Below are 25,860 nucleotides of genomic sequence, written 5' to 3' on the forward strand. Positions count from 1 at the left end.
CCCCTGTTCTGGTCAGAGAAAACGATTGGTGCCGGTGAGGTGCCGCGGCTTAATTGTTATCGCGATCGCAACATTAACAATTGCCTGAGGCGAACTCCAGTGCTGGCAATTGCGTCTTTGTCGGTTCGTCCGCTGACTCGCCTTACCTTTGGCCGGCTGAAATGGCCCGGGGCATTTACTAATTGTTATCCGGTCAATAACCTTTCACGTCCGCCCAACGCCCGCTGCGCCCGGAGCCTCCTGCATGAGCCAGTCGACCCGCCTGATCACGGCGTCCTACATCCTCTCCTTCGTCGCCGCGAACGCGCCGCAGAAGCTGCGCACCGAAACCATCGCCAAATGGGTGAAGGTGCATCCCACGCGGGTGCGCAATCTGGTGTCGCAGTTGGTCAAGGCCGACATCCTGAAATCCCAGCGTGGCGCGGGCGGCGGCCTGACCCTGGCCCGCCCGCCGCAGCAGATCACCTTGCGCGAGGTCTACGATGCGGTGCAGGAAAGCTCGCTGATCGCCGAGAAGATCGACGACCCCTTCTCCGGCATGGAAGACCACTGCAAGGTCCATGAAGTCTTCACCGGACTGTTCGCCATGCTCGAAGCCAATGTCCGCCTGGACCTGGAAAAGATCACCGCCGACCAGTTGTTCGTGGCCTTCGATACCCCCCGCGACGCGCAGGACTGAGGCGCGCACCTCAGCCCTCCCCCGCCGCGACCGGCTGCCGGCCCGCCAGGCGCTCGCGCACCAGCAGTGCCAGGACCAGGCCACAGAGCGCGGAAAAGCCGTAGAGCGCGCGCCCACCGAACACCTCCATCGCCGCCCCGGCCAGTAGCGGCCCGATGCTGGAGCCCAGGCCGAAGCCCACCAGGAACAGCCCCGCCAACGACACCCGTTCCTGGCTCTCGACCCGTTCGTTGGCCAGCGCCAGGGCCAACGGGTAGAGCGAGAACTGCATCAGTCCGATGACGAAACCGCAGACCAGCAGCAGCGCCAAGGGTACCGGTGTCCACAACAACGGCAGGCAGGCGACGGCCAACAGCAGGGCGAACAGGCGGATCAGGCGTGGGCGCGCAAAGCGATCCGACAGCAGCCCCAGCGGGAACTGCGCGAGCAGGCCCGCCGCCAGGCACGACGCCATGAACAGGCCGACCATGGCCGCATCCATCCCTTGCTGGCTGGCGTAGACCGGCGCCAGGCCGTGGAAGGCGCCGGACAGCAGCCCAGTGACGACTATGGCCAGCAGCGCCTGCGGCACCCGCCGGACGAAGTGCAACGGCTGCAGGCTTGCCCTGGGCGCGACGGCCTGGGGCAACGGGCGCCGGGTGAAGGCGACCGGCACCAGGCAGAGGGCGAAGGCGATGGCCACCAGGTCGAGCAGCGCGCGGCTGGCGCCGCCGCCGAGGCCCAGCCCCAGCTGGCCGCCGATCAGGCCGAGGAAGGAGGCGGTCATGTACCAGGCCAGCACCTTGCCGCGCGACGCGGGCTCGACCTGCTCGTTGATCCAGCTCTCCAGCACCATGTACAGGCTCATCAGGGCCAGCCCGACGATGAAGCGCAATAGCAGCCAGAACGGCAGCCAGGTGCTGAAGTCATGGGCCAGGGTCACCGCTACCGCCAGCGCGCACGCCAGCGCATAGGCCCGCACATGGCCGATGCGGGCGATCAGCCAGTAGCCACTGAGCGCGCCCAGTACCAGGCCGAGGGCATTCACCGCCATCAGCGAGCCGATCAGGAAGTCGCCGGTGCCGAGGGCCAGGCTGCGCAGGGCCACCCAGGAATTGAGCAGCCCCGCCGCCACCTGCAGCAGCAAGGTGGCGAGGTACAGGGCCATGAAGGCCTGGGGCCTGGACGCCATCATCGCAGCGCGCCCGCCATCAGAGCTGGATGGCCTTGGTTTCGACGAACTCCGCCAGCCCTTCCTCGCCCCACTCGCGGCCATTGCCCGATTGCTTGTAGCCGCCGAAGGGCGCGCGGTAGTTGAAGGCGGCGCCATTGACGAAGCACTGCCCGGCGCGCAACTGCCGCGCCAGTTCCAGGGAGCGTTGCGGGCTGGCGGTCCACACCGCGCTGGAAAGGCCGAAGGGCGAATCGTTGGCGATGCGCACGGCTTCTTCCTCATCGGCGTAGGGGATCAGGCAGAGCACCGGACCGAAGATTTCCTCGCGGGCGATGCGCATCTGGTTGTGCACGTCGGCGAACAGGGTCGGTCGTACGTAGAAGCCACGTTCGAGGCCGACGGGCGCGTCCATGCCACCGGTCAACAGGCGGGCGCCCTCCTCCTCGCCAATGCGGATGTAGTCGCACACCGTGCGCCGCTGCCCGGCGGAACACATCGGGCCGAGGAAGGATTCCGGGTCCAGCGGATCACCGATGCGCAGGGCCTCGGTTTCGGCCCGCGCCAGCTCCAGCGCCTCGGCATAGCGGCTGGCCGGCAGCAGCATGCGGGTCAGCGCCGTGCAGGTCTGCCCGGAGTTGATCATCACGTCCTGCACGCCATAGCGCACGGCGGCGGCCAGGTCGGCGTCGGCGCCGATCAGCAGTGGCGACTTGCCACCCAGTTCCAGGCACACGCGCTTGACCGTCGGCGCTGCCGCCTCGGCCACGCGCACGCCGGCGCCGGTGGAACCGGTGAAGGAAACCATGTCGACGTCAGGATGCCGCGCCAGCGCTTCGCCGACCTTGGAGCCGGGCCCGCTGACCAGGTTGAACACCCCGGCCGGCAGGCCGATGGCCTCGATCATTTCGGCCAGCAGGAAGGCGTGCAGCGGGGTTTCCTGGCTCGGTTTGACCACCACTGTGCAGCCGGCGGCCAGGGCCGGTGCCAGCTTGCCGATCATCTGATGCAGCGGGTAGTTCCAGGGGTTGATGAAGGCGCAGACGCCCACCGGCTCGCGCACCACCAGGGAATTGCCGACCTCGCGCACCGCGTCCATCTGCGCAGCGATCTCGACGTAGCTTTCCAGCCCCTCGATCGGCCCGTCCACCTGCACCATGCGGCACCACTGCACCGGCATGCCCAGTTCGGCGGTGATCAGGCCGGCCATCTCATCGCCACGGGCCTTGAGCTGTTCGGCCAGGGCGCGGATATAACCGGCGCGCACGGCGGAAGGCGTCCGCGACCAGGCGGCGAACGCCTGCCGCGCCGCCGCGACCGCACGCTCGACATCCGCTTCATTGCCCAGCGGCACGCGGCCGGCGACCTCCTCCGTGGCCGGGTTGATCACGTCGGCCAGGCCACTGCCCTGGGGCGCGACCCAAGCGCCGCCGATGTACAGGTGACGATATTCACGCATAGCGTTTCTCCTCCATCAGTTCGGCGGTGCAGCGAGCGATGCGCCGGCAGGCTTCCCGCAAGGGCGCGCTGCCCAGCACCAGGCCCAGGCGGATATGCCCGGCGGCGCTGGGGCCGAAGGCTTCGCCGGCCAGCACGGAAACGCCATGGTGATCCAGCAGGCGGTCGGCGAAGTCCTGCGCGGACAGCCCGGTAGCGCGGATATCCACCATCACGAACATGCCGCCGTCCGGCTTCAGCGCACGCAGCCCGGGGCAACCGGCGAGGCATTCGAGGACCAGGTCGCGGCGCTGGCGATAGGCTTCGCGCATCGCTTCGAGCTCCGGCAGGCGCGCTTCCAATGCCGTACAGGCGGCGTCCTGGATGAAGTCGGGGGAGCCGTAGAGCATGCACAGGGCGAGGTTCTCCAGGTGCCCGCAGAGTCCCTCGGGAGCGACCACCCAGCCCACCCGCCAGCCGGTCATGGCGTGGGATTTCGACAGGCTGTTGAGGGTCGCGGTGCGCTCGGCCATGCCCGGCAGGCCGGCCGGGCTGATGTGCTCGCCCTCGAACACCAGTTCGCTGTAGACCTCGTCGGAAATCATCCACAGGTCATGGGCAACGCACAGCTCGGCCAGGGCTTCCCAGGTGGCGCGCGGCAGGCTGGCGCCGGAGGGGTTGTGCGGGCTGTTCAGGGCCAGGGCACGGGTACGCGGGGTGATCAGCGCGGCGACGTCCTCGGCCTGCACGCGGAAGCCGTGCTCGGAGCGCACCGACACCGGCACCACCTTGGCCCCACAGGCGCCGAACACCGCCTCGTAGGTGACGTACATCGGCTCGGCGACTATCACCTCGTCGCCGGGGTCGAGCACGCACTGGGCCACGGCGTAGAGCGCGCATTGCGCGCCGGCCAGTACCACCACGTTGCCCGCGTCCACCGCCTGGCCGCTACGCTGCCCATGGCGGCGGGCGATGGCCTCGCGCAGGTTGCGCTTGCCGCGCACGTCGGAGTAATGAGTGTTACCCGAGAGCAGGCTGTCGATGGCCGACTGGACGATGGGCACCGGGGTGTCGAAGTCCGGGTCGCCGACCGACAGCAGGAGGATGTCGTCCCCCTGCTCCATGCGGGCCAGGGCGCGATAGTGGATGTCCCAGGCCGCCGCGCCGTCGCCGGCAATGCGTTGGGTCAATTGGGAGTAGCGCATCGGATAATTCCTCGGAACGATGGCGAGCAAGGACGGCGTCTATTGCTCGACCAAGATTTTCGGGTTGGCGCTGCCCCAGACGGTGTAGAGGTCGGCCAGCAGCGCGCCGTTGATGTCTTCCATTTCGCTCTGGGCGATTTCGCTGGCGCCCTGCTTGCCGAACAGCACCACCTCGTCGCCGGCTTTCACCCCGGGGAAGTCGGTGACATCGACCATCAGGGTGTTCATCGAAACCTTGCCGACCACCGGCACGCGATGGCCCTGGATCAGCACATGGCCCTTGTTGGTGAACACCCGCCGATAGCCGTCGGAGTAGCCCACGGTGATGTTGGCCAGGCGCGAGTCGCGGCCGAGGGTGAAGGTACGGTCGTAGCCGACGCTGTTGCCCGCCGGGTAACTGTTGACCGAGGCGACGTGGGACTTGAACTGCATCACCCGCTTGTACTCGGTGCGGGCGGGAACGGTATCGCCGAACAGCGCGCCCCCGGTGCGCACCATGTCCAGGCGTGCCTCGGGCACTTCCAGGGTGGCGAAGGAATTGGCCGTGTGCAGGGTCAGCCTGCTGCGATCCATACCCGCTTCCCGGATTAGCCAATCGGCTTGCTGGTTGAAAGCCGCCAGGCCCTTGCGCACGTCGTCCTTGTCTTCCACCGCGTAGTGGGTCATCAGCGCCACCACCTTCAGGCCCTGCTGGCGCACGATGGCCAGGGCGTCCTGGCGACCCTGCTCGGTGTTCATCTCCACGCCGTTGCGGCTCATGCCGCTGGAATTCAGTGCCAGGTGGACGCGCAGGGTGCGCCCGTGACGTTCGGCGATCGCCGCTGCCTGGCGGGCGAAATCGGCATTGCCGACCAGCTCCTCGACCTCGTACTGCAGGGCTTCCTCCAACTCGGCCAGGGTGCCGGTGCGCACCCTTACCAGCTCGCCCTTGAAGCCGCTGGCGCGGACCACGCGGGCCTCCTCGTTGCTGGCGATGGCGACGCAGGGCACGTCCAGGGCGATCACCGAGGGCATCAGCAGGCCGATGCCATGGCCGTAGGCGTCGGCCTTGAGCACCGCGCACAGTTTCGACTTGCCGTCGAGTTCGGCCTGCAGGGTGCGGATATTGTGTTCGAAGGCGGCCTTGTTGATCTCCACCCAGGCGTTGCTGGTCTGTGCGGTCAACGCCGACTGGCCGTTGTCCAGCGACATTGGCGGCGCGGCATGGGCCTGGCCTTGCCAGAGAACCAGACCGAGGGACAGGGCGAGCAGGGAACGGCTGAAAGGCATGGTTGACTCTCCTTGGTGGATGGCCGGACGGCCTCCTTGTTGTTGTCGTACGCCACCCCGGCGCTGGCCGGGGGGCGGGGGCATCTGCTCAGCGCGCGCAGGCGTGCTTGAGTTCGATCAGGGTCACGCCCGGATGGCCGAAACTGCTGTGCAGGTCGCTTTCCAGTTCGTCGAGGTTCTGTGGCTGCTTCACCGTGCAGCCGAAGGCGCGGGCGAGGCCGGCAAAATCCGGGTTGCGCGGCAGCACGCCGATCGGCTCGATATCGAGGCCGATCATGTCGTCGCGGATCTGGCCCAGCGCGTCGTTGTTCCACAGCAGCACCACGAGCGGGCTGTCCAGCTCTTCCGTGGCAGTGGCCAGTTCCTGGGCCGTGTAGAGAAAGCCGCCATCGCCCACCAGCACCAGACCCGGCCGCTGCGGTGCACCAAACTTGGCGCCGATGCCGGCTGGCAGGCCGTAACCCAGGGTGCCGTAGCCGGTGGGGTGCAGCCAGCTGCGCGGCGCCCGGCTGGCGAAGGCGTAGTTGCCGGTGTAGGCCAGCTGGGTCATGTCGGTGCTGACGAAGGCATCCGCCGGCAGGGCGGCGGCGATGCGATCGAGGATCGCCTGGTGGATCGCCTGCAGCGGCCCGTGGCCCTGGCGGATCGTCGCGCGCAGCTGCGCCACCTGGGCGGCGGCCTGCGCTGTCGCCCTGCCCTGCTCCGGCAGAAGCGCCAGCAAGGCATCCAGGGTCAGCCGGGCATCGCCCTTCAGCGCTACGGCGCTGGGATAGAAGTCGTTGAACTTGCGCGGGTCGATATCGATGCGGATCAGCTCGCCGGACAACGGCAGGCGCTCGCGCCAGAAATCGGTGTCGGCCATCTCGGTGCCTACGGCCAGCACCAGATCGGCCTGCTCGATCATCTCCCAGCCCGGCGCCACGCAGAGGCTGGCGCCGGCATTCAGCGGTGCCTCGGGCGACAGCAGGCCCTTGCCGGCGACGCTGGTGAACACCGGCGCGGCCAACCGCTCGCTGAGCGCCTGCACGGCTTCGGCGGCGTGCAACGCACCGCCGCCGGCGATGATCATCGGTCGCTTCGCGGCGGCGAGTTTGTCCGCCGCCGCATGCAACGCCTGGGCCTCGGGCAGGCCGTGTCCAGGGCGGCGCACCACCTCATGGCTCCAGTCGCGGGCGACCGGGGCGGCCAGTACATCCAGCGGCACCGAGATATGCACCGGGCGCGGCCGCTCGCTGTCGAACACCGCGTAGGCGCGGGCGATCAGCTCGGGCAGGTCTTCGGCGGTCAGGGCCACCGCCGAGAAGGCGGTGATCGGCGCGGTGATGGCGCGCTGGTCCTGGGTCTCGTGCAGGCAGCCCCAGCCTTTGCCAAGGCTGGCGGTGTGGTTGACGCTGGAAATCACCAGCATCGGGATCGAATCGGCGTAGGCCTGGCCGATGGGCGTCGCGGCATTGGTCACGCCCGGGCCGGTGATGATGAAACACACGCCGGGTTTGCCGCTGACGCGCGCATAACCGTCGGCCATGAAGCCGGCGCCCTGCTCGTGGCGGGTCAGCACATGGCGGATGCCGCTGCCGGGCAGGCCGCGGTAGAGCTCCAGGGTGTGCACGCCGGGAATGCCGAACACGGTGTCGACGCCGTAGTTGGCCAGCAGGCGGACCAGGGCCTGGCCGCCGGTGAGGGTGTTCTGGTCTTGCATGAGGTTTCTCCTCTGAAGATTCAGCTCCCTCTCCCTTCAGGGAGAGGGCTCGGGAGAGGGTGCAACGGCAAAGAGCCCATCTCCCCCCGCCCCTCTCCCGCAAGCGGGAGAGGGGAGTTCATGTGCCACGCCCGGGTTAGTTCGCACTACCCAACCGGATCAGCGCATCCACCGCCACCGCGCCCTCGGCATTGACCAGCAGCGGGTTCACGTCCAGCTCCAGCAACTGGTCGGCGTGCTCGCAGGCGTAGTCGGCGACCGCGCGGATGGCATCCACCAGGGCGTCCATCTGAACTGCCGGGCGACCACGGAAACCAGTGAGCAGCGGCGCGCTGCGCAGGCTCAGCAGGGCTTCGCGGATCGCCGCGTCGGTGGTGGGCAGCAGCAGGCTGTGGCTGTCCTTGAGCAGCTCGACGAGAATCCCGCCAGCGCCGATCACCAGGGCCAGGGCGAAACCGTTCTCGCGCTTGATGCCAACGATCAGCTCGGCCAGCGGCGGGCTCGCCATGCGCTCCAGCAGCACCTGTTCGAAAGCCAGTTGCGGCGCATGCCGGGCCAGGCTCTCGCGCATGTCGAACAGCGCCGCTTCCAGGGCCGCCTCGTTGCGCAGGTTGAGCGCCACGCCACCGGCTTCGGTCTTGTGCGGCAGGTCCGCGCTGACGGCCTTGAGCACCAGCGGGAAGCCGAGGTCGGCAGCCGCCTCGCGAGCCTGGCCTGGCGTGCTCAGCACAGCCTGGGGCAGTGGTACGCCAAAGGGTTTCAGGGCCTGCTTGGACTGCCACTCATCGAGCAGCCGGCCCTGGCCTTCCAGGGACAGCGGGCAGATTGGCACCAGCGCCGCGTCGCCACGGGCCAGCAGCGCGTCGCGGCGCTGGCGGTAATGGGCGATGCGGCCCCAGGCGGCGAGGCCGTCTTCCACCCCTTGCAGCGCGGCCACGCCCTGGGCGTGCAGCAGCTCGCGGGCATGGGCCGGCAGCAGCTCGGGGAAGGCCGAGGCGATGAAGCCGACCTTGCCGTGACGCTTGAGCGCGGCGCAGTAAAGCTCCAGCAGCAGGTCGCACTGCGGGCGCTCGCCGGTTTCCTCACCGGGATAGTCGAGCACCAGCAGCGCGGCGTCGGCCGGAGTGCGCAGGGCACAGTCGAGCATCTTCTCCAGCGCCGGGCCGTCACCCCAGATGGCGGTGGTGAAGTCCAGCGGGTTGGCGATGTTGGCGTAGTCCGGCAGCACCTCGGCCAGTTCATCACGCTGCAGGTCGTCGAGCTTGGGCAGCGGCAGGCCGTTACGTTCCGCGTAGTCGGCGATCAGCCCGGCGTCACCGCCGGAGCAGGCCAGCGCAGCCAGGCTCGGACCAGCCGGCAGGTTGCCGCAGGCGGCGGCCTTGAGGGTTTCCATGAAACTCACCGGGCCGCTGACGCGGATCACCCCGAGGCGCTCGAAGAGGCTGTCGTAGAGGGCATCGGAGCCGGCCAGGGAGCTGGTGTGGCTGAGGGCGAGCTCGGCGCCGATCTCGGAGACGCCGGTCTTCAGGGCGATCACCGGCACGCCTTTCTGCAGCGCCTTGTAGGCGGCGCGGGCGAAACCGGGGACGTTCTTCAGGCCTTCCAGGTGCAGGCCGATGGCGGTGACGCGCGGCTCGTCGAGCAGCACGTCCATCAGCTCGGCCACGCCCAGTTGGGCCTGGTTGCCCACCGAGGCCATGTAGGCCACCGGCAGCGAGCGGTCGCTCATGGACAGGTTGTAGGCGAAGTTGCCGCTCTGGGTCAGCACCGCCACGCCCTTCTCCACCAGGTGCCCACCATGGGCCACCGGCCACAGGGCGGCACCGTGCAGGTAGTCGAGCAGGCCGTAGCAGTTCGGCCCGAGCAGGGCCATCTCACCGGCGGCGGCGAGCAGTTTCTGTTGCAGGGCCTGGCCTTCCTCGCCTGTCTCGGCGAAGCCGGAGGCGTAGCAGATGGCGCCGCCGGCGCCCTTGGCGGCGAGCGCGGCGACCACGTCCAGGGTCAGCTCGCGGTTGGTGGCGATGAACACCGCATCGGGCCCGCACGGCAGGTCGGCGACGCTGGCCACGCAGGGCACGCCTTCCAGCTCTGAATGCTGCGGGTTGACCAGCCACATCTGGCCACTGAAGCCGCCCTCGGCGCAGCGCTTGAGGGCGCGCGCCATGCTGCGGCCGCCGATGAAGGCGAGGTGTTTGGGCGCCAGCAGGCGCTTGAGGTTTTCTCTTTTCATGTCAGGTCTCGGTACAAGGCTCATTTCCCTCTCCCCCAGCCCCTCTCACGCAAGCGGGAGGGGAGCGAAGAATTCAGCGCAGCAGCGGCCGCAGCAGTTCGCGGGAAATGATGTGGCGCTGGATTTCCGAGGTGCCTTCCCAGATCCGCTCGATCCGCGCGTTGCGCCAGATGCGCTCCACCGGACCTTCGTCCATCAGGCCCATGCCACCGAAGATCTGCACCGTCTCGTCGGCCACCTTGCCCAGCACTTCGCTGGCGAACAGCTTGGCCATGCCGGCTTCGCCGTCGGTCATGGTTCCCTGGTCCATCTTCCAGGCGGTGTGCAGGGTCATCAGCTCGGCGGCGCGGATCTGCGTGGCCATGTCGGCAAGCTTGAAGGAGATGCCCTGGTAGCTGCCGATGGGCTGGCCGAACTGCTTGCGGTCGGCCGCCCACTGCAGCGACAGGTCAAGGGCGCGCTGGGCCTGGCCAACGCAGTTGGCGGCGACCATCACGCGGCCGGCGGTAAGCCAGGCGTTGGCCACTTCCCAGCCCTTGTCCACTTCGCCGAGGACTTTCGAGGCTGGCACGCGGCAGTCGTCGAAGAAGATCTCGTAGGTGTGGTAGCCCTTGTTGCTGACGCACCTGGGCCCACGGCGGATGGTCATGCCCGGGGTGCCCTTGTCGACCAGGAAGGAGGTTACGGCATTGCGCTTCTTGCCGTTGCGTTCATAGGTGTCGGTGACGGCGAAGACGATGGCGAAGTCGGCGTGCCCGGCGTGGCTGATGAAGTGCTTGCTGCCGTTCAGCACGAAGTCGTCGCCGTCACGCACGGCGCGGGTCTTGATGGCATTGGCATCGGAGCCCGCGCCCGGCTCGGTGAGGGCGAAGCAGTCGATTTTCTCGCCCTGCACGCAAGGCAGCAGGTAGTCCTCGATCTGCTGGCCCTTGCAGGCCATGAGGATCTTCGAGGGCCGCGCGACGAATACGTGCAGCGCCCAGGACACCTTGGACAGCTCACGCTCGATCAGCGCCTGGGACAGGTAGTCGAGGCCACCACCACCGACCTCCTCCGGCATGTTGAAGGCATAGAAACCGGCGGCGATGGCCTTGCCGCGAATCCGCGCGGCCAGCTCCGGGGACACGGCATCGGCGCGGTCCACTTCTTCCTCGTAGGGCAGCAGTTCCTTCTCGACGAAGCTCTTCACCGCCTCGACGAGCATTTCCTGTTCCTGGGTCAGATTGAAATCCATGGCTTCACCTACCCGCTCTCAGCGGCCTTTGAATTGGGGGGAACGTTTTTCGGCGACTGCGCGCAGCGCCTCGGCGGCATCCTCGCTGCGGCCACAGAGCAGCCCGGCGGCCTGCTCGGCCTCCAGCTGCTGGGCCAGGCTGCGGCTGGCGCCATCGCGGATCAGCGCCTTGGTCTGGGCGAAGGCGAAGGTCGGGCCGGCGGCCAGGCGCGCGGCCAGTTCGCCGGACACCGCCTGCAGTTGCTCGTCGGCGCAGACCTCGCCCACCAGGCCGACGGCCAGGGCACGTTCGGCACCCCAGAGCTCGTCGAGGAACAGCAGGCGCTTGGCTTGCTCGGCACCGATCAGCCGCGGCAGGTGCCAGCTGGCGCCGGCATCCGGTGAATAGGCCATGCCGGTGTAGCCGGCCTTGAAGCGCGCCGAGGCGGCGGCGATGCGGAAGTCGCAGCACAGCGCCAGGTCCATCCCCGCGCCGACGGCGGTGCCGTTGATGGCGGCGATGGTGGGCTTGCTCAGGCCATGCAGGCGGGTCATCAGGGCGTGGGCGGTTTCGGTCCAACCGTAGGTTTCCAGCTCGCCACGGGCTTCGGCCTCGGCCCATTCGGCCAGGTCCGCTCCGGCGCAGAAGCTGCGGCCCTCCCCGCTCAGTACCACCACGCGCACGGCCGGATCGGCCTCATGGGCGTCCAGCACTTCGAGCAGGGCTTTCAGGGTGGGGATATCCAGCGCATTGCGCTGCTGGGGGCGGTTCAGGGTGATCCGGGCGATGCCGGCGTCGACCTGGCTGAGCAGTGTGGTCATGGAGCCCTCGTCTTGTTGTCTTTGATGATGAGGAAATTGAAGCGATCCTAAACGACTGTTCAACAAGACGGCAATCCTGCCCGAATGGGGTATGTAACGACCCCATAAATTTCATATCTGATTGTTTTTATTAACTTTTTTATTTTTTACACGGAACGCGGTTGCGGACGTTGTTACATCTTTGAACAACTCGGAACCGGGGAGATCCAGCGGGCTCCCGCCCCTCTCCCCAACCCTCTCCCGGAAGGGAGAGGGGGCGGTCCGTGCGGGCCCGACAAAAAAGCGCGGCAGATCGCTCTGCCGCGCTTTCTTCGGGTATCGCCGGAGGTCAGGCCGCCGGGATCGGCGCAAGGTTGCGCTGGCGCTTGAACTGCAGGAAGTAGTAGGCCCCATAGCAGAGCGCGATGAATCCGAAGCCCCAGTACAGCGACGGACGCTGGGTGGGGTCCATGGCCAGGAACACGAACAGCGAGACGCACAGCAGGATGCACGCCATCGGGATCAGCGGGAACAGCGGCGCGGCGTACTTGAGGTCCTGCACGGTGCCACCGGCCTTGTAGTGTTCGCGGCGGAAGCGGTACTGGGCCAGGGCGATGACGATCCAGGTCACGGTGCCGGCCAGCCCGCTGATGGCGGTCAGGACCACGAACAGGGTGTCCGCGGCGACGAAGCTGGTCAGCAGCGACAGCAGCGCGAAGCAGAGGGTGATGGACAGGGCGTAGACCGGCACCCCACGCTTGTTGAGCTTTGTCAGCCCGCGTGGCGCCATGCCGGACTTGGACATGGCCCAGAGGATGCGCGTGCAGGCATAGAGGCCGGAGTTGCCCACCGAGAGGATGGCGGTGAGGATCACGAAGTTCATCAGGTCAGCGGCGAAGGGAATGCCGACCATGTCGAACACCTGGACGAAGGGGCTCTCCATCAGACCCGCCTGCTGCCAGGGCACGATGGCCGACAGCACGATAATGGCCAGCACGTAGAAGATCAGCACGCGGAACACCACGTTGCGTACGGCACGGGGAATACTCTTCTCCGGTTCGTCGGTCTCGCCGGCGGCGACGCCCATGATCTCGCAGCCCTGGAAGGCGTAGACCACCGTCATCATCACGGCGAGCACCGCGGAGATGCCATTGGGGAACAGGGTGTCGCCGATCAGGTTGGAGAACTTCGGCGCCGGCTCGCCATTGGCCAGCGGCAGGCCGCCGAAGATGGCCAGGATGCCGACGACGATGAAGATCAGAATGGCCGCCACCTTGACGCCCGAGAACCAGTACTCGGCCTCGCCAAAGGCGCGGGTGCTGAGGGAGTTGATACCGAACAGCAGCACCACGAACAGGGCCGACCAATACGCGACAGGGACATCGGGGAACCAGCGGTCCATCAGCATGCCGGCGGCGGTGAATTCCAGGCCGACGGTGGTGGCCCAGCTCAGCCAGTAGACCCAGCCCACCATGAACCCCGTGGCAGGGCCGACGTAACGGGTGGCGTGGGCCTGGAAGGAGCCGGAAACCGGCATCTGCACCGAGAGTTCACCCAGGCAGACCATTACCAGGTACATCAGCAGGCCGGCGACCAGGTAGGCCAGCACGGCACCGGCGGGGCCGCCCTGATTGATGGTGAAGCCGGAGCCCATGAACAGGCCGGTGCCGATGACGCCGCCCAGGGACAGCATGAAAATATGGCGGCTCTTCAGCGCACGGGTGAGCTGGATGCGTTCTTCAGACATGGCGCACCTCCATGGCGAGGTGGCAACGCAGGCGGGCTTTGCGGGTCATTATTCTTGTCTCCAATAGGCCACTGGGACCGCGTTCGAGCGCGGTTCGGGCCGATTATTGGAAGGACTTGTAAGACGCCGTTGTTAGCCGGGATCGAAGTTGTAAAAAGTCGTAAGGAAATTGTTCGATTTTCACGGGACCGGTTGCAGCAGGCCGTCGAGCACCGCGGCGGAGTCCGCAAGGAGCGCTTCCAGGCGCGGCTTCAGGGCCAGCAAGGCAGCGGTATCGCCGGCCTGGGCCGCCGACTCCAGCTCCCGCAGGCAGGCGGCCAGCGCGCGCAGACCGAGGGACTCGCCGCTGCCGGCCAGGCGATGGGAAAGGTTGCCGACCTCGGCGCAATCCTGTGCCGCCAGCGCCTCCAGTAGCCCGGCGCGGTGCTCGTCGAGCATGCGCCGCAGCAGGCCCAGCAGTCCCTGGAGCTTCTGCTCGCCGAGCAGGCCACGGTGGGTGTCCAGCAATTGCAGGTCGAGCAACTCGGCATCCCCCGCGAGCGGCTGCGACCGGGTCTGGCCAGCCAGGGCGCGGCGCAGGTCGTCGAGCTTCAGCGGCTTGGCCAGGGCGCCCTGCATCCCGGCATCCAGGCAACTGCGCACCAGGGCCGGCTGCAGGCTGGCGGTGAAGGCGAGGATGCGGCTGTCGCGGTTGGCGCCCAACTCGTCGGCGCGGATCAGCCGGCACAACTCGGTGCCGGCCATGCCCGGCAGGTGCAAGTCGAGAAGGATCAGGTCGAAGCGCCGCTGCCGGCTCAAGGCCAGGGCCGGCTCGGCGTCCTCGGCCAGGGTGACGCGGTGGCCGTCGCGTTCCAGCAAGCCGGACACCACTTCGCGGTTGAGGGCGACATCCTCCACCACCAGCACCTCCAGCGTCCGCAGCGCAGGCACGGCGGCCGGCTGCGCGACCTGGTTGTGCGCGGCCCCCAGGGCCACCTCGAACCAGAAACAGCTTCCCTCGCCCTCCACACTTTCCACGCCAATGCGCCCGCCCATCAGCTCCACCAGCCGCTTGCTGATGGCCAGGCCCAGGCCGGTGCCGCCATAGCGCTGGGCCACGGCCTCGCTGGCCTGGGTGAAGCGTTCGAAGATCTTCGCCTGCATCTCGGGGGCGATGCCGATGCCGTCGTCGGTGACGCTGATGCGCAGGCGCTGGCCGTCGGCCAATTCCTCGAGCAACTGCACCTCAACCAGGATCTCGCCCTCCTCGGTGAACTTCACCGCATTGGCCAGCAGGTTGCTCAGCACCTGGCGGAGGAACTGCTCGGCGCCATGGCAGCGGCCCTGCACCCGCGGGTCGAGGCGCGAGCGCAGGATGGTGCCGTTGGCGCTGGCCCTGGGTTCGAGCAAGGTCAGCACTTGGTCCAGGAGCGCCGGCAGGGAGAAGTCCAACTGCTCCGGGCGGCTCTGCCCTTCTTCCAGGCGGGCGAAATAGAGCACTTCATTGAGGATCGCCAGCAAGCCTTCGGCAGCCTTGTGGAGGGCCTCCAGGCGCTGGCGGTCGCGCTCCCCCGGGATCGCGCCGCGCAGCAGTTCGGCCATGCCGAGGATGCCGTTGAGCGGGGTGCGGATTTCATGGCTCATGGTGGCGAGGAAGCGCGACTTGGCCAGGTTGGCCGCTTCGGCTTCTTCCTTCGCCCGCTGCAGGCTGGCGGTACGCCGCTCCACCAGACCCTGCAAGGCGGCGCGATCGTCTTCACGGCGCTGCATGTCGTCGAGGATGGCCCGGCGCATGTCGTCCAGGGACTGGGCCACCGTGTCGATCTCGTCGGCACTGCGCCCGGCCCGGCGGTGCAGATGCAGGGCCTCGTGCCAGTCGCCGGTGGCGATGCGCCGGGCGAAGTCGGCCATCACCCGCAAGTGACGGGTGACCAGGCGGTGGAACAGCCAGGACAAGGCCACCGCCAGGCCGCAGAGGAACACGCCCATCCACAGCAGGCTGGTCAGGCCGGTGGCGTAGAGGCGCTTGTGGACCGCACCCAGGTCGATGGCGATTTCCAGCTCGCCCAGATGGCGCTCTTCACCGCCCGGCGGCTGGTAGGCCAGGGGGAAGCGCTCGCGGCGCAGCGGGCCGGCCGGGTCGCGGACGCCCTCCTGCAGGTCGAAGTCGGCGCTGGTCAGGTGCACCAGGGCGATGTCCGGAAAGTCCGCCAACCCGCGCACCTGCATCTTCAGCTGCTCCTGGTTGAGGTCCCACAAGCTGCGCTCGAAGCTGGCCAGATAGCCGGTGCGGATCAGCTCCAGGCGCGCCTCGATCTCGCGCATCTCGCGGCGGTACTCCAGGTGCAACTGCACGGCGCTGGCCACCAGGGTGAAGCACAGGCTGAACAGCAGGATGAACAGCAGCAGCCTGCGCAGCAGGCCGCTGTCGGGTTTCAGCCGGGTCATGGCTGTGGCTCCGGTTGCACGACCATGTCGCGATAGGTGGCTTCGCTCTGGTTCAGCCAGCGTTCGATCTGGCCCGAGTCGGTCAGCCGTTGCAGCTCGCGATCGATCTCGTCCATGCGCGCGGCCAGGGGTGAGTGGCGGGAGACCGCCAGTCGCAGGTAGTCCACCGCTACGGTGTTCGGCAAGGTGCCGATGTCGCCGCCGCCGGGCAGGTGCTCGATGAACAACCGGCCGGTTCGCCGCTCGTGGGGGATGAAGTCGATGCGGCCACGGATCAGCTTGCCGAAATTCTGCCGGCTGTCGGAGACCCATTCGATATTGCCGGCGCGGGCCACCGTCTGGTCGAAGGCCTCGCCGTAGCTCTCGCCGAACAGCAGGCCACCGCGATAGCGGGTCAGGTCCTCCAGGCGCTCGACCTTCAGTGGATGCTGGCGGTTATAGAAGATCGCCACTTCCTCGCGCAGCACCGGCACCGACGCGAACTGCAGGAAGCCTTCACGCGGCTGGGTGCGATAGGCCAGCACCACGTCCACCCGCCCCTCGGCGGCGTCCAGCAGGCAGCGCTTCCAGTTTCCCAGCACCACCAGCTCGACGTCGAAGCCCAGCTTGGCCATTACCGCGTGCACCATCTGCGGGGCGAGGCCGCGCATCTGCTTGCCGTCGCTCCAGGAGATCGGCGGATAGACCGGATGGTCGCAGTAACGCACCGGTTGCGCGGCCTGCGCCGCGCCGCTCAGCAGGAGCGACAACAGCAGCGCGCCGGCCCTCATGCGTTCAGGCGGCACAAGCATTGGCAGTGAACAGATAGCCCGCACCGTGGATGGTGATGATCAGCTGGGGCTCGGCGGGATCGTCTCGCAGCTTGCGGCGCAGGCGCCCCACCAGTACATCGATGGAGCGGTCGTTGGGCAGCCATTCGCGATTGCGGATCTGGTCCATCAGCTGGTCACGGCTGAGGGTATGGCCGGCGTTGCGCAGGAAGACGCTGAGCAGCTGGAACTCACCGTGGGTGAGCAGGGTTTCGCTGCCATCCTGGTCGATCAGGCGCCGGCGGTCGCTATCCAGCATCCAATCGGCGAAGCGCTTGAGCTGAACAGTGGTGGCCGCCGTGGCTGGTTGCCGGGCGTGGCGCACCCGGCGCACCAGGTTCTTGGCGCGGGACACCAGTTCGCGGGGATTGAGGGGTTTGACCACGTAATCGTCGGCGCCGCATTCCAGGCCGACGATGCGGTCCACCTCGTCGTTGCGGCCGGTGATCAGGATGATGCCCACCTCCGAGCGCACACGCAGTTCGCGGGTCAGGGTCAGACCGTCCTTGCCGGGCAGGCGGATGTCCAGCATCACCAGGTCCACCGGGCTCTCGGCCAGGCAGGCTTCGGCCTGTTCGGCGGTGCTGGCGCAGAGCACCTGGTAGCCCTCCTGGGTCAGGTAGGTCTGGAGCAGTTCACGGATCAGCGGATCGTCGTCGACGATCAGCACACTGGGAGCCATTGCAATTACCCTCCGCCACCGCGAGTGGGCGGGGCGTTCTTATTGTTGGAGTGGCAGGAGGTTATCGCCAGCTGAACGACCGATCAACGGCCTCCGACGGGGCGCAGGAATCGCTGCACGGCGCCGGCCTGCAGACCATCCACCCAGGCCTCGCAGATCTGCACGCCCTGCTCCGGGGTGAAGGTCTGCGGGTTCAGGCCGGACTCCAGCCAGAGGCCGTCAAGCAACGCGCTGAGGCTGATGGCCGCAAGTTCCGCATCGAAGCCCTGCCAGCCCTCCTCCGCCGCCAGCTCGGTGAGCACCTTGGCGAGGATGGCGCGGTATTCGCCATAGGACTGGTCGTGGGCCAGGTTGATGGCCTGGGCGGTCTTCACCGCGCCCCAGAAGGCCAGCCAGGCCTCCAGCAGCTGCGGGTCGAGCAGCTCGGCGCAGAAGGAGGCCTGGAAGAACGCCGACAGCCTCGCCCGGGGCCTGGACGGGGCGGCGTCGATGGCATCACGCAGCAGCCCCATCACCCGCCCGGTGACGGCCAGGTAGGCTTCGGCCACCAGTTCGTCCTTGCCGGCGTAGTGGTGGTTGATCAGCCCCACCGAAACCCCGGCTTCGGCGCAGATCTTGCGGATCGATGCGCCCTGGAAGCCATGGCGCTTGAGGCAGATGAGGGTCGCTTCGATCAGGTGGGCCTTGCGCAGCTCGGGGTCCAGACGGGAATAGCGCACATCCTGGGTCGTCATGCAGACAGTTCCTGTGGTGATACGGCGAATCTGAACGACTGTACAGGAAGAAAGGGATTGCCACCTACCCGTTCGGGTTATGGCCGTGACCCGGCAGGGGGCACAAAGTAGCTGCCAGGTGACCCGATAACGACAACACAGGTGGAACCGACATGCGCAAGACCCTGGTTGCAGCACTTGGCGCGACGCTTATCCTGTTGCCGGCCCTGAGCCCGGCCGACGATGGCAATACCCTGCGCCTGTACAACTGGTCGGACTACATGGGCGAACGCACCCTCGCCGACTTCGAGAAAGCCACCGGCATCAAGGTGGTCTACGACACCTTCGACTCTTACGAGACGGTACAGGGCAAGCTGCTGCCGGGCCGCTCCGGCTACGACCTCGTGGTACTCAACGCCGCGCTGGTGCCGCCACTGCTCAAGGCCGGGGTGTTCCAGCCGCTGGACAAGAGCCGCTTGCCCAGTTGGGGCAACCTGGACCCGCAGGTGCTGGCCAGCCTCGAACACTACGATCCGGGCGTGGCCTACTCGGCGCCCTACACCTGGGGCAGCAATGGCATCACCTACAACGTCGAGATGATCAAGGCGCGCATGCCCGATGCGCCCATCGGCTCCCTGGCGATGATCTTCGATCCGCAAGTGGTCTCGCGCTTCGCCGATTGCGGCGTGACCCTGATCGACTCGCCGACCGATGTGCTGCCGCTCGCCCTGGCCTACCTCGGCCGCGACCCCAACAGCGTGGAGCCCGAGGATCTCAAGGCCGCCCAGGACCTGCTGATGAAGGTACGTCCCTACATCCGCAAGTTCGATTCCATGAGCTACCTGAACGGCCTGGCCAACGGCGACCAGTGCATTGCCATGACCTGGTCCGGCGACTACGCCACCGCCCAGGCCCGTGCCACCGAAGCCGGCGCCAAGGTGAAGCTGGATTACTTCATCCCGAAGGAAGGCTCGCTGATCTGGTTCGATGACTTCTACATCCCCAACGACGCGCCCCATGTGGAGAACGCCCACAGGTTCATCGAGTTCATGCTGCAGCCCAAGGTGATTGCCGAGGTCACCGATTACATCCGCTACGCCAACAGCAACCAGGCCGCCACGCCGCTGGTGGCGCCCGAAGTGCGCAACGACCCGGCGATCTACCCGGACGACGCCACCCGCGCCCGACTCTTCACCCAGAAGCCGCAGTCACCCAAGGCCATGCGCCTGATCACCCGCACCTGGAATGCGGTCAAGACCGGCAAGTGATTTGAACTGCCAAGCATCAGATGGACCCGAGGTAACGACCATGACTACCGCAAACGCCGACTTCTTCGCCCAGTTCGACAACGAGCGCCTGGTGGCCGCCGACAAGGCGCACTACATGCACGGCTACCACATCTTCGACGACCACCGGGAGAACGGCGCGCTGAACATTGCCGCCGGAGAAGGCGCCTATATCTACGACACCTCCGGCAATCGCTACCTCGATGCCGTAGGCGGCATGTGGTGCACCAATATCGGCCTGGGCCGCGAGGAGATGGCCGAGGCCATCGCCGAGCAGGTGCGCCGCCTGGCCTATTCCAACCCCTTCTGCGACATGGCCAACGTCACCGCCATCGAACTCTGCGAGAAGCTCGCCGAGCTCGCGCCCGGCGACCTGAACCACGTATTCCTCACCACCGGCGGCTCCACCGCCGTGGATACCGCCTACCGTCTGGTGCAGTACTACCAGAACTGCCGCGGCAAGCCGGAAAAGAAACACGTCATCACCCGAATCAACGCCTACCACGGCTCCACCTACCTGACGATGTCCCTGGGCGGAAAGGCGGCGGACCGGCCGGCGGAGTTCGACTTCCTCAAGGACCGCATCCACCACATCTCCTGCCCCAACCCCTACCGCGCGCCGGAGGGCATGGACGAGGCCGAGTTCCTCGAGTTCCTGGTCAACGAGTTCGAGGACAAGATCCTCACCCTGGGCGCCGACCGAGTCGCGGCCTTCTTCGCCGAGCCGATCATGGGTTCGGGGGGCGTGATCATCCCGCCGGCCGGCTACCACAAGCGCATGTGGGAAGTCTGCCAGCGCCACGACGTGCTCTACGTGGCGGACGAGGTGGTGACCTCCTTCGGCCGTCTGGGCGCCTTCTTCGCCTCGGAGGAGGTGTTCGGCGTGGTGCCGGACATCATCACCACCGCCAAGGGCCTGACCTCCGGCTACCTGCCGCTGGGCGCCTGCATCTTCTCGCAACGCATCTGGCAGGTGATCGGCGAGCCGGGCAAGGGCCGCTGCTTCAGCCATGGCTTCACCTACAGCGGGCACCCGGTGAGCTGCGTCAGCGCGCTGAAGAACATCGAGATCATCCAGCGGGAGAACCTGCTGTCCCACGTGGACGAGGTCGGTGCCTACCTGGAAGAGCGCCTGCAGAGCCTGGCCGACCTGCCGTTGGTAGGCAGCGTGCGCTGCAAGAAGCTGATGGCCTGCGTCGAGTTCGTCGCCGACAAGGCGAGCAAGGCGCTGTTTCCCGATGAACTGAACATCGGTGAGCAGATCCACCTGCGGGCGCAGAAACGCGGTCTGCTGGTACGGCCGATCGTGCACCTGAACGTGATGTCGCCGCCCCTGACCATCACCCGCGCCCAGGTGGACGAGATAGCCGAGACATTGCGCGAGGCCATTCTGGAAACCGCCGCGGACCTGCAACGCAGCGGCGACTATGCGGGCCGTTGAGGGCATTTTGCAGCGGCCAGGTGGCGCCAGTAGACTGCCGGGCATGACTGAAAACACTGCGCCCGAAGCCCCGACCCTCGCCGCCCTGCATGCCTGGCATGCGGGGCTGGCGCGGGCCATGGCCAGCGTCGCCGAGCCGGTGTTCTGCGAACGCCTGATCGAGGCGTTGAGGAGCCTGGTGCCCATCGAGTCGGTGCTGCTCGGCCTGGAGTGCAGGGGGCTGGCACCGCGCCCGCTCTACCAGTGCGGCATCCCGGCGGAGTACCGAGAGGCGCTGATCGAGCGCTACTACGCCCGGGGCTACCTGCTCGACCCCTTCTGCCTGGCCATGGAGAACGGCCTGGCCGAGGGGTTCTACCACCTCTCGGAAATCGCCCCGGACGACTTCTTCAGCAGCGAGTATTACCGCACCAACTACCTCAAATGCGGCTCGGTGGAAGACGCCCATTTCATCGTCGACCTGGGCGGCCAGCGCAAGGTTTCCCTCTGCGTCTATCAAGGCCGCAGCGGCGCGCGCTTCAGCGACGCCGAGCTGGCCTTGCTGCGAACGGCACACCCGCTGGTCCGTGAGCTGATGTGCCAGTTCGACGAGCGCGGCGGCCTGGTGCGCTGCCTCGACGGCCACAGCGCGGCAGTCCCGCGCGGTGGCGCCCCCGCCGGCCTCAACCGGCAGATCCGCGAAGCCTTCATGAACTTCGGCAGCGACCGCCTGACCGAACGCGAACGGGAAATCGCCCACTTGCTGCTGCGCGGCCACTCGGTCAAGTCCAGCGCCAAGGTCCTGGAAATCTCCCCGGAGACCGTGCGCATGCACCGCAAGAATCTCTACACCAAGCTGGAAATCAGTTCACAGGCGGAACTCTTCGCCCTCTTCATCGACTGGCTGACGGCCTGACCTTCAGTCAGCCCGGAGGGATGGCACCGAATCCTTTGACTAGGCTTGCTTGTCTCTACCACCAACCCGGAGACCCGCCATGCCCATCGAGAAAGCCCTGTACACCGCCCGTGCCGAAGCCTACGGCGGCCGTGAAGGCCGCGCCGTATCCTCGGACGGCGTGCTGGATGTGAAACTGACCACGCCCAAGGAACTGGGCGGCCCCGGCGGCGACGGCACCAACCCCGAGCAGCTGTTCGCGGCCGGCTATTCGGCCTGCTTCCTCGGCGCCATCAAGTTCGTCGCCGGCAAGGAAAAGATCGCCCTCAGCGAGGACACCTATATAGAAGGCGCGGTCGGCATCGGCACCCTGCCCACCGGCTTCGGCATCGAGGTGGAGCTGAAGATTTCCCTGCCCGGGCTGGACAGGCAGGCCGCCAAGGAACTGGTGGACAAGGCGCACATCGTCTGCCCCTACTCCAATGCCACGCGCGGCAATATCAACGTGACCCTGACGCTGGTGTGATTTCGACAGAAAGGGAGGCCACTGGCCTCCCTCCTTCATTTCACCTTGTAGATGATCCCCGGACTGCACTGGACCATCTGATAGTGATCCGGCAGGCCGTTGAGCGCCTCGGAGGCGCCGAGGAACAGGTAACCGCCCGGTTTCAGGGTGGCGTGGATGCGGGTGAGGATGTCCCTCTTCATTTCCGCGGAGAAGTAGATCAGCACATTGCGGCAGAAGACGATGTCGAACTTGCCCAGCGCCGCAAAGCTGTCCAGCAGGTTCAGCGGGCGGAACTCCACCCGGCTGCGGATCGCCGGCTTCACTGCCCAGCGCCCCGGTCCCTTCGGGTCGAAGTAACGAGTCAGACGCTCCTGGGACAATCCGCGCCCCATGGCCAGGCTGTCGTACTCGCCGGAGCGGCAAGCCGCCAGCATGGAGCTCGACAGGTCCGTGGCGACGATGCGCGCACCGGCCTTGAGCTGGCCGAGATTGACCTTCTCGAACTCGTCGATCGCCATGGAAATGGAGAAAGGTTCCTGCCCTGAGGAACTGGCCGCCGACCAGATCCGCAGCGGCTGGTTCGGGTTGGCCTTGATCAGCTCGGGTAACACCCGGCTCTTCAGCACCTCGAAGGGATAGGTATCGCGAAACCAGAGGGTTTCATTGGTGGTCATGGCGTCGATCACCTGCTCGCGCAGGCCGCCACGGGAGAGACCCTGGATGCGCTGGGTCAGCTCACCCAGGGTCTTGATGCCATTCTGCTCCATCAGCTTGTTCAGCCGGCTGGAGACCAGGTACTGCTTGTTGCTGCCCAGCAGGATGCCGCAGGTCTTTTCCAGGAACACCCGGAACTGCTCGAATTCCACATTGCCTGAAGACACTAGGGGCGCCTCACCAATCAATTTCCATGTCAGGGGGCCGTGCCGTCAGCCCCCATCGGTTACCTTGATACGTTCCACCACTCGCGCAGCGAGGTCGTCCGGCTTGAACTTGGCGAGGAAATCGTCCGCGCCCACCTTCTTCACCATCGCCTGGTTGAACACACCGGAAAGCGAAGTATGCAGGAGGATATGCAGTTTCTGCATGCGCGGATCGTTGCGGACCTCCGCCGTCAGGGTGTAGCCGTCCATCTCCGGCATCTCGATGTCGGAAACCATCATCAGCAATTCCTGCTCCGGCGACCTGCCCTCCTCGACCATCTCGCGCAGGTAGTTGTAGGCCTGGCGCCCATCGTTGAGGGCCTTGACCTCGACGCCGACGGACTCCAGGCAGCGGATCACCTGCTTGCGCGCCACAGAGGAGTCGTCGACGATCAGCACCCGCTTGCTGAAAGCCTTGTTCTGGGTCTCGACGTCCACTATCCCGGCGGACACCACTTCCGACGTAGGCGCCACTTCGGCGAGGATCTTCTCGACATCGATGATCTCCACCAGTTGCTTGTCGACCCGGGTGACGGCCGTCAGGTAGTGGTCGCGACCGGTGCCCTTGGGTGGAGGATGGATCTCTTCCCAGTTCATGTTGACGATGCGCTCCACCGAGCGCACCAGGAAACCCTGCACCTTGGTGTTGTATTCCGTGATGATGACGAAGCTGTTCTTCAGGTCATCCAGGCCCCTGCGCCCGGTCGCCATGGACAGGTCGAGAATCGGAATGGTACCCCCACGGATATTCGCGACCCCGCGTACCACCGGACTGGACTTGGGCAACAGGGTGAGGCGGGGACACTGCAGCACCTCCTTCACCTTGAACACGTTGATCCCGTAGAGCTGCGATCCGTCGAGGCGGAACAGCAGCAACTCCAGGCGGTTCTGCCCGACCAGTTGGGTACGCTGGTTTACCGAATCCAAAACACCGGCCATGACCAGACTCCTGTGACAAGCTCAGCCAAGCAGGCGGCACGAGCCTTGCTTCTATATGGGTATGAACGCTACAACGACGCTTTTCCGACGCCTGATGGCAAAACGCCGTAAATCACTTGCGGCTGTTTTACCTGCTTTGTGCTGCCTCGGCTACAGCCCGGCGTCGAGTGCGAACCTGACGTCGCCTGAGATACTTATCGGCACGGCGGAAGGCTTTCTTGAGTACGCTGTCGAAGAATATCTGCAACGCGGCAACATCCAGGGACGCAGTGAAATCCAGGTCAATCGCCTCGATCCGCGCCTGCGCCTGCCGCAGTGCGACAGGGATTTGACGACGAAACTGGAGAGTCCGGCCCAGCCACTGGGACGGGTCACCGTGCGCATCCGCTGCGACGGCAGCTCGCCGTGGACGGTGTTCGTCCCGGCCCAGGTCAGGCTTTACCGTGAAGTCGTGGTGGTGACCCGCTCGCTGCGCCGCGGCGCCCCAATCGGGACCCAGGACGTTGCCTTGGCCGAGCGGGACGTCGGCACCCTGAACCAGGGGTTCCTCACCGACCCCGGCCAGATCCTCGGCCAGAAGACCACCCGCGCGCTGCTACCCGATCAGGTGCTGGCGCCCCTGCATCTGCAACAGGCGGAAGTGGTGAGCAAGGGCGACCAGGTGGTGATCAGCGCCATGAGCACGGCGATCAATGTGCGCATGCCGGGCGAGGCACTGTCCAACGGCGCGCCGGGCGAACAGATTCGCGTGCGCAACCTGAGTTCCGGCCGCGTGGTCAAGGCCCGCGTCAAGGGCCCGGGGCAAGTCCAGGTGGATATGTAGGGATGATTCCGCTGGCGCCCGGGAGGGCTGATTTTCTAAACTCAGCCGGTACCGAAGAATTTTCTAAAGTTATCCCGGACAGGGCCGATAAAACGGTAAGCGTCCAAATTGCGTCCGAGGTTCAACATCATGGTTATCGACTTCAACCGGCTCAATGACGGCCCCACGCCCGCTGGCTCGGGGCGTACCGGCAACACTCAGGCCGGTGGCAAGAGCGAGACCGTCACCAGCGGCCAGCCTGCTGCCACCCCAAATGCTGGTGAGCAGGCCCCGGTTGCCCGTAGCGACGATTCCGTGCAACTGAGCAGCGATGTCCAGGTGCTGCAACAGGCCGGCGAAAAACTGCGCGACCTGCCCGTGGTGGACAAGGAACGCGTGGAGAAACTCAAGCAGGCCATTGCCGACGGCTCTTACCAGGTCGACAGCAAGCGCGTGGCCAGCAAGCTGCTGAATTTCGAATCCCAGCGCTAGTCCACGGGCAGCGCTGGGGAACTTGGACGCCTGATCCCCAGAGCGCGTAATGCACGACACCAACCTGCTCCAGCTGTTCACCGACGATATCGGCCACGCCAAGCGCTTGCTTGAGCTGATGGACGAGGAATTCCAGGCCCTGGGCGAGCGCGACCTGACCCGCCTGGAGCTTCTGCTCGCCGACAAGCAACCCCTGCTCGCGCTGCTCGACCAGCACGGCCGCCAGCGCAGCCAGCTGCTCGCCAGCCTCGACCTCAGCGCCGACCGCGCCGGCCTGCAACAGTTGGCCGAACGCTCCCCCCTTGGCCAGGAGCTGCTCGACCGCAGCGACGAACTCAGCCAATTGCTGGAGGGCTGCCAGTCCGCCAATCAGCGCAATGGACGGCTGATTCGCGCCAACCGGGCTTCGGTCGGCGGCATGCTCGGTATCCTGCGCGGCGGCGACGCACCCGGCCTCTATGACAGCCGTGGCACTGCCGCTAGAATCGGCCAGCAGCGCCCGCTCAGCCAGGCCTGACACGACATTAGAAGAAGACC

General features: G+C 66.5%; 23 protein-coding genes. 8 read left to right on the top strand and 15 right to left on the bottom strand.

Translation table 11 applies throughout. The features are described 5' to 3' along the window. The first annotated feature begins 244 nt into the window (after positions 1-244). Entirely contained in the window at positions 245-679 is a 435-nt protein-coding gene (locus tag E8F12_RS26790) for an Rrf2 family transcriptional regulator (RefSeq protein WP_280328247.1), read from the top strand. Positions 680-689: 10 nt separating this feature from the next. Here E8F12_RS26790 and E8F12_RS26795 read toward each other — a convergent pair whose 3' ends face one another. The 13 genes from E8F12_RS26795 to E8F12_RS26855 form a co-directional block, all read right to left on the bottom strand. Further along, positions 690-1,853 (bottom strand): MFS transporter, encoded by a 1,164-nt coding sequence (locus E8F12_RS26795; protein WP_280328248.1) that lies wholly within the window; start codon positions 1,851-1,853, stop codon positions 690-692. A 16-nt stretch (positions 1,854-1,869) separates the two neighbouring features. Next, positions 1,870-3,288, bottom strand: coding sequence for an aldehyde dehydrogenase family protein (locus tag E8F12_RS26800; RefSeq protein WP_280328249.1), 1,419 nt, complete (start codon positions 3,286-3,288; stop codon positions 1,870-1,872). Beyond that, positions 3,281-4,471, bottom strand: a complete 1,191-nt coding sequence (locus E8F12_RS26805; RefSeq protein WP_280328250.1) for a pyridoxal phosphate-dependent aminotransferase — start codon at positions 4,469-4,471, stop codon at positions 3,281-3,283. The genes E8F12_RS26800 and E8F12_RS26805 overlap by 8 nt, the downstream gene beginning before the upstream one ends. Positions 4,472-4,510: 39 nt before the next feature. Beyond that, complete coding sequence (gene alr / locus E8F12_RS26810; protein WP_280328251.1) at positions 4,511-5,740, bottom strand: alanine racemase; 1,230 nt, start codon at positions 5,738-5,740, stop codon at positions 4,511-4,513. An 88-nt stretch (positions 5,741-5,828) separates the two neighbouring features. Continuing rightward, positions 5,829-7,439, bottom strand: coding sequence for a 5-guanidino-2-oxopentanoate decarboxylase (locus tag E8F12_RS26815; RefSeq protein WP_280328252.1), 1,611 nt, complete (start codon positions 7,437-7,439; stop codon positions 5,829-5,831). A gap of 136 nt (positions 7,440-7,575) precedes the next feature. Next, on the bottom strand, positions 7,576-9,669 hold the full coding sequence (locus E8F12_RS26820; RefSeq protein WP_280328253.1) for an acetate--CoA ligase family protein: 2,094 nt from the start codon (positions 9,667-9,669) through the stop codon (positions 7,576-7,578). 73 nt (positions 9,670-9,742) lie between these two features. Further along, positions 9,743-10,903 (bottom strand): acyl-CoA dehydrogenase family protein, encoded by a 1,161-nt coding sequence (locus E8F12_RS26825; protein ID WP_280328254.1) that lies wholly within the window; start codon positions 10,901-10,903, stop codon positions 9,743-9,745. An 18-nt stretch (positions 10,904-10,921) separates the two neighbouring features. Next, complete coding sequence (locus E8F12_RS26830; RefSeq protein ID WP_280328255.1) at positions 10,922-11,704, bottom strand: enoyl-CoA hydratase-related protein; 783 nt, start codon at positions 11,702-11,704, stop codon at positions 10,922-10,924. A 328-nt stretch (positions 11,705-12,032) separates the two neighbouring features. Further along, positions 12,033-13,430, bottom strand: a complete 1,398-nt coding sequence (locus E8F12_RS26835; RefSeq protein ID WP_280328256.1) for an amino acid permease — start codon at positions 13,428-13,430, stop codon at positions 12,033-12,035. Positions 13,431-13,610: 180 nt separating this feature from the next. Next, a complete protein-coding gene (locus E8F12_RS26840) occupies positions 13,611-15,857 on the bottom strand; it encodes an ATP-binding protein (RefSeq protein ID WP_280328257.1) in 2,247 nt (748 codons plus the stop codon). After that, positions 15,854-16,627 (bottom strand): transporter substrate-binding domain-containing protein, encoded by a 774-nt coding sequence (locus E8F12_RS26845; RefSeq protein ID WP_280328385.1) that lies wholly within the window; start codon positions 16,625-16,627, stop codon positions 15,854-15,856. The genes E8F12_RS26840 and E8F12_RS26845 overlap by 4 nt, the downstream gene beginning before the upstream one ends. Before the next feature lie 4 nt (positions 16,628-16,631). Further along, positions 16,632-17,354, bottom strand: coding sequence for a response regulator (locus E8F12_RS26850; protein ID WP_280328386.1), 723 nt, complete (start codon positions 17,352-17,354; stop codon positions 16,632-16,634). A gap of 77 nt (positions 17,355-17,431) precedes the next feature. Next, positions 17,432-18,082 carry a TetR family transcriptional regulator C-terminal domain-containing protein gene (locus tag E8F12_RS26855; protein WP_280328258.1) on the bottom strand — a complete coding sequence of 217 codons (651 nt, stop codon included), beginning with the start codon at positions 18,080-18,082 and terminating at the stop codon, positions 17,432-17,434. Positions 18,083-18,234: 152 nt separating this feature from the next. On the opposite strand from E8F12_RS26855, the gene E8F12_RS26860 reads away from it, so the two are divergent. From E8F12_RS26860 to E8F12_RS26875, 4 genes are all read left to right on the top strand, one after another. Further along, positions 18,235-19,329 (top strand): polyamine ABC transporter substrate-binding protein, encoded by a 1,095-nt coding sequence (locus tag E8F12_RS26860; protein ID WP_280328259.1) that lies wholly within the window; start codon positions 18,235-18,237, stop codon positions 19,327-19,329. Positions 19,330-19,369: 40 nt separating this feature from the next. Next, positions 19,370-20,788, top strand: coding sequence for an aminotransferase (locus tag E8F12_RS26865; protein WP_280328260.1), 1,419 nt, complete (start codon positions 19,370-19,372; stop codon positions 20,786-20,788). 43 nt (positions 20,789-20,831) lie between these two features. Continuing rightward, the gene (locus tag E8F12_RS26870; RefSeq protein ID WP_280328261.1) at positions 20,832-21,683 is read left to right on the top strand and encodes a helix-turn-helix transcriptional regulator; all 852 of its coding nucleotides are present in this window, start codon (positions 20,832-20,834) and stop codon (positions 21,681-21,683) included. Positions 21,684-21,762: 79 nt separating this feature from the next. After that, positions 21,763-22,188 carry an organic hydroperoxide resistance protein gene (locus E8F12_RS26875; protein WP_280328262.1) on the top strand — a complete coding sequence of 142 codons (426 nt, stop codon included), beginning with the start codon at positions 21,763-21,765 and terminating at the stop codon, positions 22,186-22,188. Positions 22,189-22,223: 35 nt separating this feature from the next. Here E8F12_RS26875 and cheR read toward each other — a convergent pair whose 3' ends face one another. Together cheR and E8F12_RS26885 are read right to left on the bottom strand one after the other, a co-directional pair. Then, positions 22,224-23,051, bottom strand: a complete 828-nt coding sequence (gene cheR, locus E8F12_RS26880; protein ID WP_280328263.1) for a protein-glutamate O-methyltransferase CheR — start codon at positions 23,049-23,051, stop codon at positions 22,224-22,226. Between the two features lie 45 nt (positions 23,052-23,096). After that, complete coding sequence (locus E8F12_RS26885) at positions 23,097-24,029, bottom strand: chemotaxis protein CheV (protein ID WP_280328264.1); 933 nt, start codon at positions 24,027-24,029, stop codon at positions 23,097-23,099. A gap of 94 nt (positions 24,030-24,123) precedes the next feature. Between E8F12_RS26885 and flgA the strand changes: the two genes are divergently transcribed. From flgA to E8F12_RS26900, 3 genes are all read left to right on the top strand, one after another. Beyond that, the gene (gene flgA / locus E8F12_RS26890; protein WP_280328265.1) at positions 24,124-24,852 is read left to right on the top strand and encodes a flagellar basal body P-ring formation chaperone FlgA; all 729 of its coding nucleotides are present in this window, start codon (positions 24,124-24,126) and stop codon (positions 24,850-24,852) included. A gap of 129 nt (positions 24,853-24,981) precedes the next feature. Next, positions 24,982-25,323: a flagellar biosynthesis anti-sigma factor FlgM gene (flgM, locus tag E8F12_RS26895; protein WP_280328266.1), complete on the top strand. Its 342-nt coding sequence runs from the start codon at positions 24,982-24,984 to the stop codon at positions 25,321-25,323. 49 nt (positions 25,324-25,372) lie between these two features. Further along, on the top strand, positions 25,373-25,840 hold the full coding sequence (locus E8F12_RS26900) for a flagellar protein FlgN (protein ID WP_280328267.1): 468 nt from the start codon (positions 25,373-25,375) through the stop codon (positions 25,838-25,840). The last annotated feature ends 20 nt before the right edge of the window (positions 25,841-25,860 follow it).

Origin of the sequence: Pseudomonas sp. BN102 (assembly GCF_029871245.1) — a bacterium.
Lineage (GTDB): Bacteria > Pseudomonadota > Gammaproteobacteria > Pseudomonadales > Pseudomonadaceae > Metapseudomonas.